16 protein-coding genes are annotated in these 18,283 nt (G+C 44.4%); 6 read left to right on the forward strand and 10 right to left on the reverse strand.

The genetic code is table 11. The annotated features are described in order from the left end of the window. Positions 1 to 69: 69 nt before the first annotated feature. The 4 genes from QUA07_RS14785 to QUA07_RS14800 form a co-directional block, all read right to left on the reverse strand. On the reverse strand, positions 70 to 744 hold the full coding sequence (locus QUA07_RS14785) for a nitroreductase family protein (RefSeq protein ID WP_333084832.1): 675 nt from the start codon (positions 742 to 744) through the stop codon (positions 70 to 72). A 127-nt stretch (positions 745 to 871) separates the two neighbouring features. Beyond that, positions 872 to 1,855, reverse strand: a complete 984-nt coding sequence (locus QUA07_RS14790; RefSeq protein WP_333084831.1) for a GntR family transcriptional regulator — start codon at positions 1,853 to 1,855, stop codon at positions 872 to 874. Positions 1,856 to 2,064: 209 nt separating this feature from the next. Further along, a complete protein-coding gene (locus QUA07_RS14795) occupies positions 2,065 to 3,627 on the reverse strand; it encodes an adenylate/guanylate cyclase domain-containing protein (RefSeq protein ID WP_333326307.1) in 1,563 nt (520 codons plus the stop codon). A gap of 184 nt (positions 3,628 to 3,811) precedes the next feature. Then, entirely contained in the window at positions 3,812 to 5,200 is a 1,389-nt protein-coding gene (locus QUA07_RS14800) for an aminopeptidase P family protein (protein WP_333326309.1), read from the reverse strand. A gap of 396 nt (positions 5,201 to 5,596) precedes the next feature. On the opposite strand from QUA07_RS14800, the gene QUA07_RS14805 reads away from it, so the two are divergent. Then, positions 5,597 to 6,040: a DUF4332 domain-containing protein gene (locus tag QUA07_RS14805; RefSeq protein ID WP_333208691.1), complete on the forward strand. Its 444-nt coding sequence runs from the start codon at positions 5,597 to 5,599 to the stop codon at positions 6,038 to 6,040. A gap of 82 nt (positions 6,041 to 6,122) precedes the next feature. After that, positions 6,123 to 6,482, forward strand: a complete 360-nt coding sequence (locus QUA07_RS14810; RefSeq protein WP_333326311.1) for a Spx/MgsR family RNA polymerase-binding regulatory protein — start codon at positions 6,123 to 6,125, stop codon at positions 6,480 to 6,482. Between the two features lie 2 nt (positions 6,483 to 6,484). Here the strand turns inward: QUA07_RS14810 and QUA07_RS14815 are convergent, their stop codons facing one another. The 3 genes from QUA07_RS14815 to QUA07_RS14825 all read right to left on the reverse strand — a co-directional run bounded on the left by QUA07_RS14815 (position 6,485) and on the right by QUA07_RS14825 (position 9,331). After that, positions 6,485 to 6,901, reverse strand: a complete 417-nt coding sequence (locus tag QUA07_RS14815; RefSeq protein WP_333326313.1) for a GNAT family N-acetyltransferase — start codon at positions 6,899 to 6,901, stop codon at positions 6,485 to 6,487. 105 nt (positions 6,902 to 7,006) lie between these two features. Continuing rightward, complete coding sequence (locus QUA07_RS14820) at positions 7,007 to 7,606, reverse strand: Uma2 family endonuclease (RefSeq protein ID WP_333326315.1); 600 nt, start codon at positions 7,604 to 7,606, stop codon at positions 7,007 to 7,009. Between the two features lie 153 nt (positions 7,607 to 7,759). Then, positions 7,760 to 9,331 (reverse strand): NAD(P)H-quinone oxidoreductase subunit N, encoded by a 1,572-nt coding sequence (locus tag QUA07_RS14825; RefSeq protein WP_333326317.1) that lies wholly within the window; start codon positions 9,329 to 9,331, stop codon positions 7,760 to 7,762. Positions 9,332 to 9,372: 41 nt separating this feature from the next. Between QUA07_RS14825 and QUA07_RS14830 the strand changes: the two genes are divergently transcribed. The 4 genes from QUA07_RS14830 to QUA07_RS14845 all read left to right on the forward strand — a co-directional run bounded on the left by QUA07_RS14830 (position 9,373) and on the right by QUA07_RS14845 (position 13,188). Further along, on the forward strand, positions 9,373 to 9,582 hold the full coding sequence (locus QUA07_RS14830; RefSeq protein WP_333326319.1) for a hypothetical protein: 210 nt from the start codon (positions 9,373 to 9,375) through the stop codon (positions 9,580 to 9,582). A 265-nt stretch (positions 9,583 to 9,847) separates the two neighbouring features. Beyond that, positions 9,848 to 10,840, forward strand: a complete 993-nt coding sequence (locus QUA07_RS14835) for an ABC transporter substrate-binding protein (protein WP_333326321.1) — start codon at positions 9,848 to 9,850, stop codon at positions 10,838 to 10,840. Continuing rightward, entirely contained in the window at positions 10,837 to 12,933 is a 2,097-nt protein-coding gene (locus QUA07_RS14840; protein WP_333326323.1) for a SpoIIE family protein phosphatase, read from the forward strand. The genes QUA07_RS14835 and QUA07_RS14840 overlap by 4 nt, the downstream gene beginning before the upstream one ends. Positions 12,934 to 13,086: 153 nt before the next feature. Further along, the gene (locus QUA07_RS14845; protein WP_333326335.1) at positions 13,087 to 13,188 is read left to right on the forward strand and encodes a helix-turn-helix domain-containing protein; all 102 of its coding nucleotides are present in this window, start codon (positions 13,087 to 13,089) and stop codon (positions 13,186 to 13,188) included. A gap of 82 nt (positions 13,189 to 13,270) precedes the next feature. Here the strand turns inward: QUA07_RS14845 and QUA07_RS14850 are convergent, their stop codons facing one another. The 3 genes from QUA07_RS14850 to QUA07_RS14860 all read right to left on the reverse strand — a co-directional run. Beyond that, on the reverse strand, positions 13,271 to 14,269 hold the full coding sequence (locus tag QUA07_RS14850) for a poly(ethylene terephthalate) hydrolase family protein (protein ID WP_333326325.1): 999 nt from the start codon (positions 14,267 to 14,269) through the stop codon (positions 13,271 to 13,273). 220 nt (positions 14,270 to 14,489) lie between these two features. Continuing rightward, positions 14,490 to 15,866, reverse strand: coding sequence for a response regulator (locus QUA07_RS14855; protein WP_333326327.1), 1,377 nt, complete (start codon positions 15,864 to 15,866; stop codon positions 14,490 to 14,492). Beyond that, positions 15,863 to 18,283 (reverse strand): PAS domain S-box protein (locus tag QUA07_RS14860; protein ID WP_333326329.1); only part of this gene is annotated, 2,421 nt, incomplete at its 5' end. The genes QUA07_RS14860 and QUA07_RS14855, both read right to left, overlap by 4 nt.

Raw genomic sequence — 18,283 nt, forward strand, 5'->3', positions numbered from 1 at the left:
TTGAACTTGAGTACCGATTCGTTCCAATTCTTAACTCTAAAAATTAAAGTTGCAACAAAATCTTAACTCTCAAATCTCAGCTTGCAAAGCCTGTCCATAACTTTCGCTGTAATAAACTTGAGTCACGTCAAAACGTCCGCCATATTGTTTGAAAGGTTCTGCTGCATAACCAAGCGGCAGCAAACAGCAAACATCTACTTCTTCTGGAATTTGAAAGGCTTCTTTCACCTTAGCGCTGACAAAACCTTCCATCGGACAACTATCTAGCCCAAAACTTTTAGCTGCAATCATTAAGTGAGCTACGGCGAGCATTGTATGTCTGTTTGTCCAAGTTTCTAGGGAATCGAAGCAGGGACGGTTCTCGAACAATTGCGGGATTGCTTGTCGCATATAACCAGCTAAATTGTCATTCATTGCGCCTGCTGCTTTGCCCAATTCGATGACGGCTTCGGTATTTTCGGGGCCGGCGGCGCGTCGATCGCCACAGCAAATTAATACTGTTGGGGCTTCTACCACTTGGCGCTGATCGAAGGCGCAAGCTTTTAATTTTTGTTTGCTCGCTGGGTCTTGAAGTACGATAAACCGCCAAGGCTGCAAGTTGTAACCAGAGGGCGATCGCACTCCCAACCGCAAAATCTCTGCCAATATGGCTGGGGGAATCGGATCTGGTTTGAAGCTGCGGGCGGCGCGGCGGCTTTCGATCGCCGTTTTAACATTAATTGAAGGTTGGATTTCAATTGTCATGGATAATTGGTAATTGGTAATGGTAATTGGTTATTGGTAATCGAGAATTGAGAATTGGTTATTGGAAATTAGAACAACAACTGTCAACTGTCAACTGTCAACTGTCAACTGTCAACTGTCAACTGACTTATCCCAAGCCCAACTCGCGCTTGAGCAAATTAATCGACTTAGATCCGATGTAATTTTCGGAGCATATCAGTTGCGGGGGACGAATAATATCTTCTCTAGCCGCATTGATGGCAGCTTTTACTGTAGCAAAACTCGGTTGGTCGCAAAAAATTGTTCTAGCCGATCGCACGATCGAGTTAATCTTGTACTCGTCTGACACCAAGGCCGTCATCACCAGCAAATCCTCTCCCCGGATGCTGTGGATGATGACTTCGGTCGATCGTAGCATTCCCGGACTCAGGCTGACGAGACCCAAATAACTGTCTTTGGGCAAACTCCCCACTAGCTGGATTTCCTGGCTGTAGTCGTAGATGTCTACGGGAATAACTCGCACAGAACGCGGTGCCGAAATCGATTCTGCTTCTCCGATAAAATATCGACTCGTGATCACAGTTCCCGAAGAGATTTGATCCAAAAAAGTACCGAGCTGTTCCATCGGCACTAACTGTATGGGAATGCGAAGAGCTTGTTCGAGTTCTTTCGCCATCAGTTCACCCACGCCGATGTCTTCTGTGGGGGCTGTGACGACCACGCGGGCGCTGCACCTGAGCCGCCAGTCAATTTCTGCCAAAAATAATTCCCTCGCTTGGTTGAGCGTACAGCCCTGTCCCAGCAGTTGATCGATACTTCCTTGCACTATTTTGTTGGCAAGGGGATATTCTTCGAGGATCGGAGATTTGAGTTTGTTGCCGTGTTCGTTGCCTAGGGCGCGGACGTAAATGCCCGATCCTGCTTGGGCTTCTACGAGTCCGGTATTTTCGAGCTGTCGGTATACTTTGCTGATGGTGTTGCGGTGCAAACCTGTCTGCATGGCTAGCTGTCTGGTGCTGGGCAAGCGGTGTCCGGGCGGAAATTGTCGCGAGGCGATCGCAAACCTGATTTGATTGAATAGTTGGGTGGATGCTGGAATATCGCTATCTGTTTGAATATGAAATTGAACCATTATTAAAGGCTCCGACGACTTCAACTTAGTATTTATATAACCTCGAGTACCGCGCATAGAATTGCTCGGATATCTCTGTCTATAGCATAATCTTATTTGGTTGATCTGCAGCAGCCGTTCTACCACAGGACGATCGCGCCGAAGAAGGGATTAATCGCAGCCTGCAGAGTTTCCCTCAACAATCAGGTACTTTCAAGTCTTAGTTTTATTTACTCTGAGATTTTGAGATCGCTTACTGTTTTTCTACCAGTCAGAAAATAAGTCCGCATTTCCCCTTTACCTTTAATCTCGATCTCGCCACGATCTTCAAATTCATATTTATCCTGCAGCAACTCATAAGTATAGTGACTGACTTGAATGCGACCTGTTATGCCGTGAGATTCCATGCGGCTGGCTGTATTCACGGCATTTCCCCACAAATCGTAAATGAATTTTTTAGTGCCGATTACCCCCGCTACCACCGGGCCGCTATTAATCCCGATGCGGAGGTCAAATTTGGCGTCTAGCTTCACATTTAATTCCTTAATTGCTGCTAGCATATCCAGCGCCATTTCGGCGATCGCCTCTGCGTGGTCTGGACGCTCAATGGGAATACCGGCTGCTACCATGTAAGCGTCCCCGATCGTCTTGATTTTTTCTAAGCCGTGCTTCTCACTCAGTTGATCAAAAGCTGAGAAAATTTCATTCAGCAAGTACACTAATTTAGTGGCGGACATGGTAGTAGAAATTTGGGTAAAATTCACCAAGTCAGCAAAAAGAATTGTGGCTTTTTCAAACTTGTCTGCAATCACCCCCGGTTTGTACTTCAACCTGTGAGCGATCGGTTCGGGCAAAATATTTAGCAGTAAACTTTCAGTTTTTTTCTGTTCTTTCCTGAGTGCAGATTCCATCTGCCTGCGCTTGGTTATATCATGAAAAAACACAGAAATGCCGTCGTGAGAAGGAAAAACCCGGACTTCCAACCACACTTTTAAGGGACGATAATATTTTTCAAAAGCCACTCCAATTTGTTTGGCTACAGCTCCATGATACTCTTTATAAAAATCCGAATTTACGAATTCGGGAAACTCTTCCCAAAAATTTTTACCATAAAGTTCTTCCTGCGAGCGCTTCAAAAATTGGGACCCTTTGTAATTGATGTAAGTAAATCGCCACTGGGTGTCGAAAGCAAAAAAAGCATCGCTCATTCCTTCTAAAAAATTGACAATTTGCTCGTCGGTAGAACGGAGTTTCTCTTCTACTTGTTTGTTCTTGATCTGTGCGCGCTTTAATTTAGTCAGATTTATTCGCAACTCCATGTGGTTGATAATTTGCCGTCCTAAAGTCCGCAGCGCTTCTAGCTGTTGTGGGGTGAGATTACGAGGAACTGTATCTATCGCGCACAAAGTGCCGATCGGATAACCGTCAGGAGTTACTAGGGGGGCTCCAGCATAGAATCGAATATTGGGATCAGAAGTTACTAGCGGATTGCCGACAAAGCGATCGTCATCTAAAGCATTGGGTACCACTAGCAATTCGTTGGGATTTAAAATAGCGTGGGCGCAAAAAGCTGACTCTCTCGGAGTTTCGGGCGCTTCCAGACCCACTTTGGATTTAAACCACTGTCGGTTAGAATCTATTAAGCTTACTAAAGCAATAGGAGTGCCACAAATATAAGATGCTAAAGCTGTTAGATCATCAAAAGCGGCTTCAGCTTCTGTGTCGAGAATGTTGTAGCGGTGAAGTGCTTCTAGCCTCTCTTCTTCGTTGCTGGGCAAAGGTGCAGCTTGCATGGGAGGCCGCGAGGATATAGGTTTACGAACACTGCGTGGAAGTATTATTGCTGCGAATTTTCTGACTTGCGAGAGCACTTTTTTAACTAATATCAAAAGACTTGTTGGCCAATCTTTATTCATCTTTATTTATTGTTTTTCACCCCTGATGGAACTGCGTATGTGTGATCGAAGTAAGCTATACTTACGTATTTACCGCAACTAACTCCTCAATCTCCGGAGCTTTTGTGGGCAATTTCCCTGTCAATACTTCTCTACCGTCATTGATGACAAGTATATCATCTTCTATGCGTATCCCCCGCACATCTGCAAATTTTTCCAAATCCTCCCAGTTTACGAAATATTCATATTTGGCGCGGTTTTCTGGGTTATTTAAGATTGCCGGAACTTGATAAAATCCCGGTTCGATCGATACCAGCATTCCGGGACGCAAAACTCGATTCAACCGCAAAAATCCCAACCCAAACCGACTGCTTCTGGTTCTTCCTTCTTCATAGCCAGCCAAATCGCCTAAATCTTCCATATCGTGAACATCCAAACCGATTAAATGTCCGATACCATGTACAAAAAACAGCGCGTGAGCATCCATCTCTACTAAATCTTCAACATTGCCGCGCAAGATGCCCAAATCAACTAATCCTTCCGCCATAATTCTAGCAGCTAACAGGTGAATATCTTGATATTCCACCCCCGGAATAATTTTATCAATACAAGCATCGTGTGCTGCCAAAACTACATCATAAATCGCTCTTTGAGTCGGAGAAAACTTGCCAGAAACCGGCCAAGTGCGAGTCACATCAGCCGCCCATCCCGTCGATGTTTCCGCACCAAGATCTGCTAACAGCAAATCTCCGGTTTGTAGGGGATTGTGATAATGTTCGCTGTGCAGGACTTCTCCATGTACTGTAACGATACTGGGATAGGCATAGGTCATATTTTTGGAGATGATGACACTTTCCATTGCAGCGCGCACCCCTGCTTCAATTTGAGCATTTCGAGTTGCGGCCATACCCGCTTTATGAGCTTCTACAGTAACAGCGGCAGCTTGACGCAATTCGACCAAACTGGCTGCGTCGTGGCTCAGGCGCAGAGATACGATCGCCTTGGTTAATTCTAGGTCGATTCCGGTTGGCGAATTGGGCGGTGCCAGAGGGCGATCTAGAATTTGAGACTGTTGCAACTGAGTCCAAGAATCCTGAACTGCGATCGTTGCTGCATTTGTAGATCGCGATTTCAATGCGGTCATTGGGAAAGCAGCATCAGCCCCAATTAGTTCGGCAATTTCTGCTCTTTTCGGCATTTCTCCGTGCCAAAGCGTGCTGCTAGCAGGTGCGTCATCTAAGAACAATTCTAATTTGCCCGATTCTAAGCGAATGGCAGCATTTTCTAAGGGCAAACCAGCAAAATATAAAAAGTGACTGCTGGCACGAAATGGATAAGTAAGTGCCGGATAATTGCGAGGAATGCTGCGTCCCGACCATAAAATTACCGGAAAATTAATTAAACTAGCCAGTTGTTGCCGCCGTTGCTGTAAAGTATTAGTTAACAAATCATCACCTTGTGTAATTGTCATGGGTAAAAACCTATAATTTTGAGTTGGGTTTGCAGTCAGCCACAAGTTTTTGCATTCTCAGCATTAAAGAACTAAAATTCGGACTGCCAACTTGGCAGGCATTTTTGATAAAATCCTCATCGGTCACTTCTTTTTTGCTAGCATTTATAGGCTGTCTTTTTTATAGTCTTTCTCGTCATCGCCGGGATGATTTGGTTAAACAGTAAGCCTGATCGCCACTCAGTAAAACCAGGCTGAAAGTGCTACTCTGCAAGCAATTAGCAAAAATGTCACAACACCCGCAATTAGTCAAATTCCTTGGTCTGGTTTTTGTTGATTGGGTGACGTGAGCGAGATCCTCTATTGACTGTTTGATATATGAGACTTTAAAGTATAAGTAAAATTAACTGAAAAAACATGAAAATTTCTCATAAAGCTCCTCAAACTTCTGTGCAAGTACGCGACTGGCCGATCTCACATTTACCGGGATTGAGCAAGGAAAACCAATCTCAACTGGAAGAGTGCAGCATCACCACAACCGGACAACTAATTCGCATGACGAAAACGCAGGCGGCGAAAGTGTTGCTAGCCCATCAATTACAGATTAACATTCAATATGTTAATAAATGGGTAGCGATGGCTAATTTGGCTCGAATTCCGAGTGTAGGCTGTCAGTATTGCGGGCTGTTACTGCACGCGGGTGTTGCTTCGCCGGCTCAATTGGCTCAAATGCCCGTGGAAAGATTGCATCAACAAGTTTTAAGGCTGCACGTAGCGACGATGCAGCGCAATGACTTGACTCCTTCAGTCGATCGCGTGCAAAAATGGGTTCAACAAGCTAGATTAGTCAGTAGTCATTAGTCAGTAGTCAGTTGTCAGTTGTTATTAGCCAACAGTCAGCAGTCAACAGTCAACAGTCAACAGTCAACAGTCAACAGTCATTATGTCAATTCAAGTTTACGGAATCCCCAATTGCGGAACCTGCAAAAAAGCTTTCCAGTGGCTCAAAGATAGCGATGTTAATTACGAGTTTATTAACACAAAAGAACACCCGCCGACTCGCGAAACAATTCAAAGCTGGGTAGCTGCTTTGGGTTTTCAACCCATGCGAAATACTTCTGGTCAATCTTACCGCGCTTTAGGCGATGACAAGAAAAATTGGACTAGCGAACAGTGGGTAGAGGCTTTTGCTAAGGATGCTATGCTGCTGAAACGTCCTCTTTTCGTTAAAGATGGAACGGCTGTTTTAGTAGGTTTCAAAGAAGACGCAATTAGAGAAAAACTGGAGCTTTCAACAACCTGAGTTCAGCCTGTTGTTCGCCGCAAAAACTTAAGTTCCCCCATATCATCACTGAAACTCCAACGCTCGTAAAACGGCATCATGTGCGGCAAACAATTAAGATAAAAATGCTCGACAGCTTGCAGTTCAGGATGACTTAAAACTGCATCCATCAACTTCGCACCCAGTCCCATCTTTCTGTGTGTCGGCTTGATGATGACATCAAAAATCATGGCTCTGTAGACAAAATCGGTAATGACGCGGGAAATGCCAATTAGTCGATCGCTCTCATCGACAAAACCAATGATAACATCAGTAGAAGCCAGCATTTTCACCACATCCTCCCGCGTCCGCTTGTCGCTCCAAAACTCGTTTTTGTACAAATCCATCAAGTCTGAAACCTGGCTGTCAGTCAAAGTTTCGACAATTCGGTAGTTAACCATATCTTCCCTCATAAAAATTAGAAGACTCAAGTCCTGACCACCCACCAACTTATTATTGTTTTACTGTTACCAAGCTAGACATTGCATCACCCCATAGCATGAATTTTACTGCTGCACTTCCGTTTCCTGGCTTTCAAATACCACTTTTGCATAAATCTCGCTCATCGACATTTGCACTCCCAAGGAAGCAAAAGAAACGGTTGCTGTCTCTCCCTCATATTCCCGAAATAACCATTCATTCGATTCTGTTTTAATATATTGTGCGACTAAAAACTCAGATTGATTGACTAACACATATTCACAGAATTCAGGGATAGATCGATAAAACCGAAACTTATCCTCTCGATCAAAATCTTTGGTAGACTTAGAAAGCACTTCCACGATGAGCATCGGATTGAGGATCTCATCACTGCGTCCCTCGGTAAAAACTGGCTCCCCTTCAATCACCATCACATCCGGGTAAGTTCCCCGTCTGTACCGAGGAATCCACAACCGCAAATCGTTGTGAAAAAGCTCATAGCGCTGCCCCTCAAGCAAATTTCCCAAGACTCTACTCAAATTTCGGATAATCCGGCTGTCATTAATACTACCACCACTCATTTGTACAATTTTTCCATCGCGGTATTCATTTCTAAACTCAGCAGTTTCCTCTAACTCCCGGTACTCATCTGGAGTATAAAACTTTCCCTTACTTTGTACTAACATTGTTGCCTCTGTACTAACTTTTATCTGCGTTAATCTGCGTTAATCTGGCTACATCTGCGGTTAAAAATCATAATTAACAGTATATCACAACAAAAAAGAAACGCCCAACTGCAAAGAGTCAGGCGTTTTCCACTATTTCACAAACAGGAAAAATTAATCCCGGCGAGACACCAAATTCGATTCAATTTTCGCACCCACAACAGGTTGCACCTGACTCAAAGCCGACTGCAACATGGGAGTTTTGGTAACAGCATCATTAGCCAAATTAAACAAAGGGTTCGACAAAATTCCCGCCAATGTTGTCGCAACCAAAGTGAGTACAACGCTGACTTGCAAAGGCCGCATTCCCTGAAGGTTCCAGCGAACTTCGGGATAATTTTTTACCGCGTCTGACATTTCTTGAGGTTCTTTTACTACCATCATCTTGACAACGCGGATGTAGTAGTAAATCGAAACTACGCTGGTAATTAATCCCAGAATAACTAAGCCGTAAAGTCCTGCTTGCCAGCCGGCCCAGAACAGATAGATTTTGCCGAAAAATCCAGCCAGGGGCGGAATTCCACCGAGAGAAAGCAGGCAAATACTTAAGGCTAAAGTTAACAGCGGGTCTTTTTGGTACAAACCTGAGTATTCGCTAATTTGGTCGGTTCCAGTCCGCAGCGAGAACAGGATGATGCAGGCGAAAGCACCCAAGTTCATAAACAGGTAAACCAACAGATAAAATATCATGCTGGAGTAACCGGCTTCTGTTCCTGCAATCAAACCCAGCATCACAAAACCGGCTTGGGCGATCGACGAATAAGCCAAAAGCCGCTTCATGCTAGTCTGGGCGAGGGCAACCACATTTCCTAACACCATGCTGAGAATGGCTAAGGCCGTGAACACGAAGTGCCACTGTTCGATAAGTGCGGGGAAAGCAGTTGTTAACAAGCGGATTGCTAGGGCAAAACCGGCTGCTTTGGAACCGACAGAAAGGAAGGCAACAACGGGTGTAGGAGAACCTTCGTAAACGTCAGGAGTCCATTGGTGGAAGGGAACGGCAGAGATTTTGAAGGCGATGCCGGCGATCGCAAAAACCAAAGCAATCACCAAACCGAGAGATTGACCTTCATTGACAGTAGAAAGGTTAGCCGCGATCGCACTTAACTGAGTTTCGCCGCCCGACAACCCGTACAGCAGCGAAAGCCCGTAGAGAAACACTGCCGAAGAAGAAGCCCCAATTAACAAATATTTCAAAGCAGCTTCATTGGAACGCGGGTCGCGTTTTGTGTAACCCGTCAGCAAATAAGACGAGATACTCAGAGTTTCCAACGAAATAAAAATCGTCACCAATTCATCAGCGCCGCTGAGGAACATTCCCCCCAAAGTAGCGGTGAGTAAAATGCCGATGAATTCCGCTAAAGCAGTACCAGTTTGCAGTACATAGCGGACGGATATCAAAATAGTGACAGCCGCAGTCAAAGCGATAATGCCACGAAACACTAAACTCAAGGCATCGCTGTTAAAACCGCCTAGAAACGAGATGGTATCAACGTTATCCCACTGCAAACACAAGGCAGCGACGGCGGCCAACAAACCCGCAACGGCAACGTAGGGAGTCCAACCCGAGGAACTGCGGCCTACGATTAAATCGCCGACGAGAACCACCAAGAGGGTGATGATGACAATTCCCTCTGGCAAGATAGTTCCAGCATTTAGCTGGGCAGCAAGAGTAGCAAAATCCATATTTTCAGGCAGGTTGGGTAGTACAAGCCGCAAAGGCTGTAATGGGCTGTGAACTTGTAAAAATTCTTTACCAAACACAGATTGTAGCGGATTACAGCTTCGCGATCCCAATTGGGCGGGTGTTTGTTGCCGAAGAGTTGATACTCGGTAGCGGTTTTGCATACATGGGCGGGCATTGTAGAGATTGCCGGCTGATGTCACCTGCGCGGAGAGTCGCGATCGACCTTAACTGGCACAATGTAGAAAGTTAAACCAGTAATGTGGCATGACTGACTCGCTAAGTGCCTACAAACCGCAGATTCTCAATGACTTCAACAACCGCCCCGACTAGGAAAATGAATTTCACAAACAAGCTGCAACTCGGTTAGTAGAATTGGTCAAAGTGCGATCAAGCCAGCTTGTTCTAGATATTGCCACCGGAACAGGTTTAGCGGCGATTGTCGACGATGCACTTAGGTCGATCGGGTGCAAGCAAATATGAGTCGCCTTTTCTACACCAGGAATTCTCTAGATAGTATGTCTAAACTACTCTCTTACATCTGTATATTTATTATTACCGGCTGGCTGCTGTTTGCTTGTCATTCCCCGGAAGCCCTAAAAGTAAAACGTCCTCCCCTAAAAGTATCTTTTGTCCCTTTTGTTAGCTATACACCTCTCATCATTGCTCAAGAGAAAGGATTCTTCAAAGCGCAAGGGATAGACGTGGAACTGAGCTATGTAGACTACTCACAATTGCAAGACGCGGATTTCAGTGCAGGGAAGTATGATGCGATCGGATTGACCTTGGGCGATTTGGTGATATTGAGTGCCACAAATCCTGATATGCAAGCTGTGATGGTTTTGGATGAATCGACAGGTGCAGATGTGGTAGTCGCACAATCGGAGATTAAAACAATTCTTAACTTAAAACGAAAAAAGCTTGGTGCAAATCTAGGCAGCTTTAGCGAGGTTTTCGTTACTGAGATGTTGAAAACCTTTAAACTGACGAGCGATGATGTTAGCCTGGTTCAAGTCGAGGCTTTAGAAGTTCCCGATCGCTTACAAAACAATGCTATCCAAGCAGGACACACTTGGGAACCGTATCTTTCTGAAGCATTAAAATTAGGGGCGCATATCCTGTTTACAAGCAAACAAACCCCAGGCTTAATTTTAGATTTGGTCGCATTTCGGGGTGAGGTGATACGCGATCGCCCCGAAGATATTCGCGCCTTTGTGCGAGGCTGGCTTCAAGGCTTGTCATATTGGGAAGCAAATATTCCCGAAGGAAAGGAGATCGTGAGCAAAGCGCTGAATATTCCCATCAAGACAATCTCTTTCGAGGGAATAGACTTTACTGACCTGGCAACAAATCAAAACTTCTTTCAATCAGACAGTCCTAATTATATATACAAAACCGCCAAAAAATATGCGGACTTTTTTATTCGCACAGGCAATGTGACGCGCCTTCCCAATCTAGAAAACTTGTTCAATTCTTCTTTTTTAACCCCCCCTCGTAGTCGGAAACCATGAAGCGCTCTTTCTTCAAAAGCATTCGTACAAAGTTAATCCTGTCGTTTCTCCTCGTTGCTCTGATTCCATTACTGCTGTTAGCATTTATTAACAAGCAGACAACTGAAAAGGCATTGACCGACAACGCACGACAAGCCCTATCTGCGGCGGCTAACGAAACCGCTTACAGAATAGATGGGTTTATCGATGGGAATCTCAATGCCGTGCGCGTAGAAGCGCTTTTACCAGGTTTGGCTACCTATCTGGGCCTACCTCCAGAACGGCGAAATGGTAGTCCCCAAGAGATGTTAGCGACTGAAACCTTAAGCCGCCTTAGTCGCAAAGATATGCTTAATATTATCTCCTATGCCTTGCTCAACTTAAAGGGACAGAATGTACTCGATACGAAGACATCGGGTGTTGGACGAGATGAATCCGGTCAAGATTACTTCCAAGAACCCCTCAAAACTCAACTACCTTTTGTTTCTAGTATTAGGCAATCGACGACAATTCCCAACCTCGCTACGCTTTTTTTTAGCAGTCCTGTTCGCGATGCAAAGAAAAATATATTGGGTGTATTGCGGGTGACATACAATGCCACATCTGTCCAGCAGTTGGTGACTCGGGAAACTGAACGCGCAGGTGCGAAATCCTTAGCAGTTCTTTTAGATGAAAACTATATCCATCTGGCACATAGCACTACACCTGAACTCCTTTTCAAATCGATTGTGCCTTTGTCACCCAATGTTGTAGCGAAACTGCAACGCGAAGGGCGTTTGCCTAAGACTCTCACGAAAGAACTTGCAATCAATTTGCCCGACCTCAAGCAAGCTTTAGACACTAAACAGCCTTATCTAACCACACGATTGGCAGCTACGGGTAATAATGAGTTGAGCCTCTTAGCGATCGCCCGCCTGAAATATAAACCTTGGTCAGTTCTTTTCGCACAACCCATTGCCGTTGCCCTAGCACCTGTAGAAAAACAAATACAGGATGCACTTCTTTTATTAGCAATCATCGCCACAATTGTAACTATCATCGCTTTGGCGATCGCACAACTATTAACAAAGCCTGTGATTTACCTCACCCAAGCCGTTGCCCAGTTTACGGCGGGTCACTTAGATATGCGTGTGAAGATGCGATCGCGAGACGAAATCGGGCTGCTGGCACGATCCTTCAACAGCATGGCGAGGCAAATTCAAGAATCCTTTGAAACCCTGGAAGACAAAGTTAAAGAACGAACAGCAGAACTCGCTAATGCTAATCAGGAAATCATTACCCTCAACGAAAAACTCAAAGTAGACAACCTCCGTTTAGGTGCAGAATTGAATGTGGCGCGTCAGATCCAGCAAATGATTTTGCCCAACCCCGAGGAATTGGAAATTGACGGACTAGATATCGCCGCATACATGGAATCCGCCGATGAAGTAGGAGGCGACTACTACGACGTGCTACAGATCGATGGTGTGGTCACACTGGCGATCGGTGATGTCACCGGACATGGCCTGGAGAGTGGCATTCTGATGCTGATGGCGCAAACCTCAGTTCGCACCCTGCAAGAGATTCGTGGACTAGACCCCGTTCGATTCCTGGATGTACTCAACCGTACCCTCTACAAAAACGTAAAGCGCATGAATTCTGAGAAAAGTCTGACGCTGGCGATTTTGAGCTACTCCGAAGGACTGATTAGCATCAGCGGTCAGCATGAAGAAACGCTAGTGGTGCGAAAAAATGGAGAAGTTGAGCGCATCGACACGATGGATTTAGGTTTCCCGATCGCTTTAGATGATGATATCGCAGGCTTCATCAGTCACATCCTGATTGAGCTAGAACCTGGAGATGGCGTGGTGCTATATACTGATGGCATTCCAGAAGCCTATAACATCGGCAAAAAGCAGTATGGACTTAAGCAACTGTGTGAAGTGATTAGTCAAAATTGGCACAAGTCGGCTGCTGAAGTTAAGGAGGCGGTGATTGTAGATGTACGGCAATATATCGGTAAGCAGAAAGTGTTTGATGATATTACGTTGCTAGTCTTTAAGCTGCAGGCTGAGGTTACTGAAAAGGGAAATTTAGTTAATAATAATATTATACCAAATGAAATCCTAAAATGAAGAACCAAGTTTGAGGAATACTTTATGAAACTAAACTACTAAGAAAGAATTGATTTAACAGCAGCAGACGAGTTAAAAATAAGTTTTTCAGAGCAGCGAACTCTACCTAATAAACAAAAAAATTAGGCACTTTATTGGTTAAAAACTGGAGCGATTCAAAGCCTTACAGATGTAGCTGAACGTTTAGGTGTACATAGAATTACTGTACATAGATGGTTAAAACAATATAGTGCTCGCGGTCTGTCAGATCAGTGATGCCAAATAATAAAAATGTAGGCACACTATCTATTAGCCTTAATCTATATTACGTTTTTTTAGGTAGCGACTTAGAAGATGGTTAGGGAACTGCGACGGTGGTAACACGGACATTCGGATCGAGGGCGTCACCTTGAGAGTAAATATACTCAAATGCCGATCGATCTTTAAGCATATTTGCCCGCAAAAATAGCGCGCTCCAACGGGCGATCGTTTCAATACCCACGGCTCGCTCTAAGGTAGCAGTATTGCGATCGGGGTTCGCACCCGCAGGGTTATTAACATTAGTGATGCTAAAGTGATTTGCACCCATAACAGTAATCAAAGCTTTGGGTGGTGTTTGAATTTGGTCAAAGGTGCTTTGAGATCGATCGGGCAGGGCGACACCATCGATATCGCCTTGAATCAACGCCACTGCAATGCCATCATTAGCGATGGGTACAAATTCATTAGCAATGGGATTCCGCAAGTTAGCTCCAAAAAATGCACCCGCTAATAATTCTTTCGGGCGCGTAAATGGCTCTTGACACAAATACAATTCTGGGAGGCATTTATTAGCAATCACGGATAACCCCACTGCACCACCAAAAGAATGACCTAATAAACCAAGGCGCTGCGTATCGATAACAGACGCGATCGGAGATGTGGGCTTTTTGTTTTCGATCGCCATTTGCGACAAAACCGCCGCAATTTGCGAAGTTTCCGACGCCAAATTAGGGGGTGAACTGGGATTGAAGGGCGAAGGGCGCAAATGGTTCGGAACGACTACCACAAAGCCGTACCGCGCCACGTGGCTAGCGTAATCTGAATAAAATGATTTATCTACAAGCGCACCTTGCAATAAAAGTACAATGGGGAAAGAGTAATTACCGGAATTAAGATCGGAGGGTTTAGGATAATAAATGTCAGCTAAATCGTTATTAGCAGATATCGTCGTACTGTAAAAGCTAGTTTCTTTAAATAGCGGTGCATAATCGATTGTTGTGGCAAAAACTTTGCTAGCAATGACAACAAACGCAGCAATTGCACAAACAATTGCTATGGTTTTTGCCGAAAAAAAATGAGGGTAGAAATTCATCATTATTTTGGGTTTGAGAGTGCGTGCATAAGCTACGGAAAAAAAAAGTCGGCGAGCTTTGGGAATTTAAGGAGCGTTGCCGGAAAAGGTTTCGGACTCTGTGACTAAGAGTATCAAATTGTGATTAATAGAAATTTGTGTAAAACTTGCAAATAAACTGACTCATAAATAAACACGATTCCTGATTTTACACCCTTTTTGACTACTTGGATTTTAGTGTGGCTTATAAGCCGACCAAATTTTCTTTAGAAAAACATTTTTTAGAGTATTGAATCGGAATTTCGATGGCTAATGTCGCTCCTTGATCCGGTATCGAAAAACAACGGAGTTGCCCGCCGTGGTCGTCCACTACAATAGCATAGCTAAGCGATAACCCCAAACCCTTTCCTTTGCCCACTTGCTTCGTTGTAAAAAATGGCTCAAATATGCGTTGTTGAATATCTTCGGTTATGCCCGGCCCATTATCAGTAATATAAATACCCACTCGAAAATCGGAGAGTAACTTCGTGCAAATAGTGATAGTAGGGATTGGGCTGTTATCATCTGCCTCTTTGGCCCAACTTTTTTGTGACTGCAACGCATCAATCGCATTGCTCAGGATGTTCATAAAAACCTGATTCATTTGCCCCGCATAACATTCTATCTTTGGCAGATCATCATACTCTTTTACCACTTTAATTATCCTTTGGTCTACTTCATCTTTCAGCCGATGCTGCAAAATCATCAGCGTACTTTCCAGCCCTTCATGGATATCCACCGCTTTCAACTCAGATTCATCGAGTCGGGAAAAATTCCGCAGCGATTGCACTATTTCTCCGATTCTGTCAGCTCCTATTCTCATAGAAGCAATTAGCTTCGGCAAGTCATTCCTGAGAAAAGTGAAATCGATTGCCTCCAGTTGTTCCTGGATAGCGGCTGTGGGATTGGGAAAATCTTCTGCGTAGAGTTGCACCAGCCTCAGCAAATCTTGAGTGTACTCCGTTACCGGAGAGAGGTTCCCTTTAATGAAGCTAATCGGATTGTTAATTTCGTGAGCTACCCCTGCTACGACATTCCCTAAACTTGACATTTTCTCGCTTTGGATGAGTTGAGCTTGTGCATTTTGTAACTGTTGTAGAGCCAGCTCTAGTTGTTGGGATTTCTTCCGCTCTTTAGCCTCGGACTCCTGCAATCGCGCATTTTGCTCGTACAATTTTTTTTGCAAACGCTGAATAGTTAGTTGATTTTCGACACGAGCTAAAACTTCTTCTAAATGAAATGGCTTGGTGATGTAGTCTACTCCTCCCACAGCAAATGCTTTGACTTTATCCAAAACTCGATCTAGGGCGCTCAAGAAAATAACTGGAATACCCGAAGTTCTGCCATCCGCTTTTAAATGTTGGCAAACTTCATAGCCGTTCATCTGGGGCATCGTGATGTCCAGTAAAATCAAATCTGGCGGGGTGGAACGCGCTGCTTTTAATGCCATTTCCCCGTTGATTACCCCCCTAACTTTATATCCTTTGTCGCTCAACATAGTCGATAAAAGACGCAGGTTGTCGGGGGTATCGTCAACCACTAAAAGATTGGCAACATGAGATGCTAATTGCTGGTTGTTCATGGGATAATTTGTTCGGTTAAGTCAGTAATTTTATCAAAGCGAAAATTATGAATCCAATCGGTGAGAATCTCCGCAGAAAAAGTATCGGATTCAGGGATTGTGGATACTAAACTTAAAATCAGGCCGGCATCAGCATCGATAGCTCCATGATGTAACTGTCTCACCCAATCCGTAGGCATTGTCGCCAAAGTTGTCCTTAAAGTTTCAGTTTTTTCTCCTTCTTTTACACTCAAGTCTTGACCCTCAAGCTGAGATAATGTAAAGTTCGGTAAATCTTCATAAATATACTGTACCCCTAAATGTTCAGCCATTTTGGCAAAAATAACTTCTTCTTGGAAAGGCTTGCTCACAAAATCGTCACAGCCTGATGATAAAACAATGGCTCGCTCTTCCTCAAAAGCGCTAGCGGTCAACGCAACAATCGGGGTAGCCTCATCTTGAATCTTGGCTTTAATTTGTCTGGTAGCCTCATACCCGTCTATCACAGGCATTTGCATATCCATCCAAATTAGGTGAGGTTTCCAAGTTTCCCAGATTGTAATAGCTTCTTGACCATTTTCCGCTTCGCGCACCTCCAAGCCAAGCGGTTCGAGAAGATTAACCAATAGCAAACGACTCTCCCATTTATCATCAACCACCAAGATGCGATATGAGGGTTGGTTGGGTTCTAAACCAATTACCCGCCTTCTTGATTGTCGAGGTTGAACTTCAGCCATCTCAGGGGAGCTAATGTGGATATCAAAACTAAAAATTGTTCCTCGATTCAAGGTACTGCTGACGGTAATATCTCCTCCCATCAGTTGTACGAATTGTCGGCTGATGGGTAAACCCAAGCCAGTTCCTTCTTGAGATTTCCGACCCGCGTCAGTTTGTACAAAAGCCTTAAATAGAGAGCCTATCTCAGTAGGAGCAATGCCGTGGCCAGTGTCTTCCACTTCAAACGTAATAGTCCGTGGTTCGTTGTCTGTTGGGGACTTTTGTTTCTCAATTGCTGTAACCCGAAGTGTCACACTTCCCTTCGTAGTAAACTTGATCGCATTTCCTAGCAGATTAATTAAGACTTGACGCAATTTGCTTTCGTCAGTTTTTACATACTGAGGAATGTTAGAATTGATGTGCCAACTGAGCTGTAAATCTTTAGAATCAGCTTTGAGTTTGAGCATTTCTTGGAGAGAATGGAGCAAATGATACAGGTCAAAGCTAGTAGGATTTAATGTAATCCGACCTGCCTCGATTTTAGACATTTCCAGAACGTCATTAATCAGCGTCAGCAAATGCTCGCCAGAACGACTAATGATGGCGATCTGTTCCTGCTGTATGTGAGAAAGGGATGAGTCGCGTCCCAGCACTTGGGTAAAGCCGAGAATTGCATTGAGGGGAGTTCGCAATTCGTGACTCATTTTTGATAAAAATTCGCTTTTAGCCTTGTTAGCCGCATCTGCAACTTCTTTGGCTTGTTGTAAGGCTGCCTCTGCTTTTTTGTCCTCCGTAATATCGCTGGCTGTGCCAGTTATTCCTAGAATATTTCCCTCGGAATCCCGCACTACAAGTGAATTAAACCGGAGATTGATAGGTCTACTATCTTTAGCTAATTGTATGGTTTCATACTGAAATACGGACTCTCCATTCAGCATACGTTGGAATATCTCGTTATCTTTGGGAAGTTGTTCAGGTATCTGAAACTCACTGAATTTTCGCCCTATCATTTCTTCAGGGCTGTAGCCAAAAATCTGTTGGACGGCAGCGTTGACGAAGGTATAACGCCCTTCAACATCAACTGACCAAATCATATCCTGCGATGTTTCAACTAAGTCACGGTATTTAGCCTCGCTTTCTTTGAGCGCTTCTTCTGCCCTTTGACGATCGGTAATGTCGTTAGTGACTAAGAGAATACACGCTTCTCCACCCAGCTCAATAATATCTGCTGATACCAGCATCTTCCTCACCTCGCCTGATGAAGTACGACAATCGAATTCCTGATTGCGAACCACTCCTGATTCTTGCAATAGTTGTCTGTATCTGTCACGTTCTTCTAAATTAACCCAAAGATTCAAATCCCTTGCTGTAAAACCAATTACCTGTTCGCGAGAGTAACTAAAAGTGCTGAGGAAACTGTCGTTCACTTCGATGTAGCGTCCATCTGCGAATCGGGCGATCGCGATCGGGTTAGGACTGGAACGAAAGGCTGTAGAAAACTTTTCCTCAGACTTGCCCAAGGCTATTTCTGTTTGCATTCTGACAGCCATTTCCTGTTCCAATTCTTGCGTTCTTTCTATAACCTTACGTTCCAGCGTTCGCGAGTATTCCCCTAATTGCTCGTAAAGTTGAGCATTCTCAATGGAAATAGCAATTTGGGCAGATAAAAGTTTTAACAACTCCAGGCGATCGGTAGTAAAAGCCCCCTCAGTCAAATTATT

The organism is Microcoleus sp. T3_A4, from assembly GCF_036700465.1.
GTDB lineage: Bacteria > Cyanobacteriota > Cyanobacteriia > Cyanobacteriales > Microcoleaceae > Microcoleus.

What these genes read in the sequence shown, in the direction of transcription:
- QUA07_RS14785 (WP_333084832.1), bottom strand. Translation starts at nt 744, where the DNA reads ATGACAATTGAAATCCAACCTTCAATTAATGTTAAAACGGCGATCGAA.
- QUA07_RS14790 (WP_333084831.1), bottom strand. Translation starts at nt 1,855, where the DNA reads ATGGTTCAATTTCATATTCAAACAGATAGCGATATTCCAGCATCCACC.
- QUA07_RS14795 (WP_333326307.1), bottom strand. Translation starts at nt 3,627, where the DNA reads ATGCAAGCTGCACCTTTGCCCAGCAACGAAGAAGAGAGGCTAGAAGCA.
- QUA07_RS14800 (WP_333326309.1), bottom strand. Translation starts at nt 5,200, where the DNA reads ATGACAATTACACAAGGTGATGATTTGTTAACTAATACTTTACAGCAA.
- QUA07_RS14805 (WP_333208691.1), top strand. Translation starts at nt 5,597, where the DNA reads ATGAAAATTTCTCATAAAGCTCCTCAAACTTCTGTGCAAGTACGCGAC.
- QUA07_RS14810 (WP_333326311.1), top strand. Translation starts at nt 6,123, where the DNA reads ATGTCAATTCAAGTTTACGGAATCCCCAATTGCGGAACCTGCAAAAAA.
- QUA07_RS14815 (WP_333326313.1), bottom strand. Translation starts at nt 6,901, where the DNA reads ATGGTTAACTACCGAATTGTCGAAACTTTGACTGACAGCCAGGTTTCA.
- QUA07_RS14820 (WP_333326315.1), bottom strand. Translation starts at nt 7,606, where the DNA reads ATGTTAGTACAAAGTAAGGGAAAGTTTTATACTCCAGATGAGTACCGG.
- QUA07_RS14825 (WP_333326317.1), bottom strand. Translation starts at nt 9,331, where the DNA reads ATGGATTTTGCTACTCTTGCTGCCCAGCTAAATGCTGGAACTATCTTG.
- QUA07_RS14830 (WP_333326319.1), top strand. Translation starts at nt 9,373, where the DNA reads ATGGGCTGTGAACTTGTAAAAATTCTTTACCAAACACAGATTGTAGCG.
- QUA07_RS14835 (WP_333326321.1), top strand. Translation starts at nt 9,848, where the DNA reads ATGTCTAAACTACTCTCTTACATCTGTATATTTATTATTACCGGCTGG.
- QUA07_RS14840 (WP_333326323.1), top strand. Translation starts at nt 10,837, where the DNA reads ATGAAGCGCTCTTTCTTCAAAAGCATTCGTACAAAGTTAATCCTGTCG.
- QUA07_RS14850 (WP_333326325.1), bottom strand. Translation starts at nt 14,269, where the DNA reads ATGATGAATTTCTACCCTCATTTTTTTTCGGCAAAAACCATAGCAATT.
- QUA07_RS14855 (WP_333326327.1), bottom strand. Translation starts at nt 15,866, where the DNA reads ATGAACAACCAGCAATTAGCATCTCATGTTGCCAATCTTTTAGTGGTT.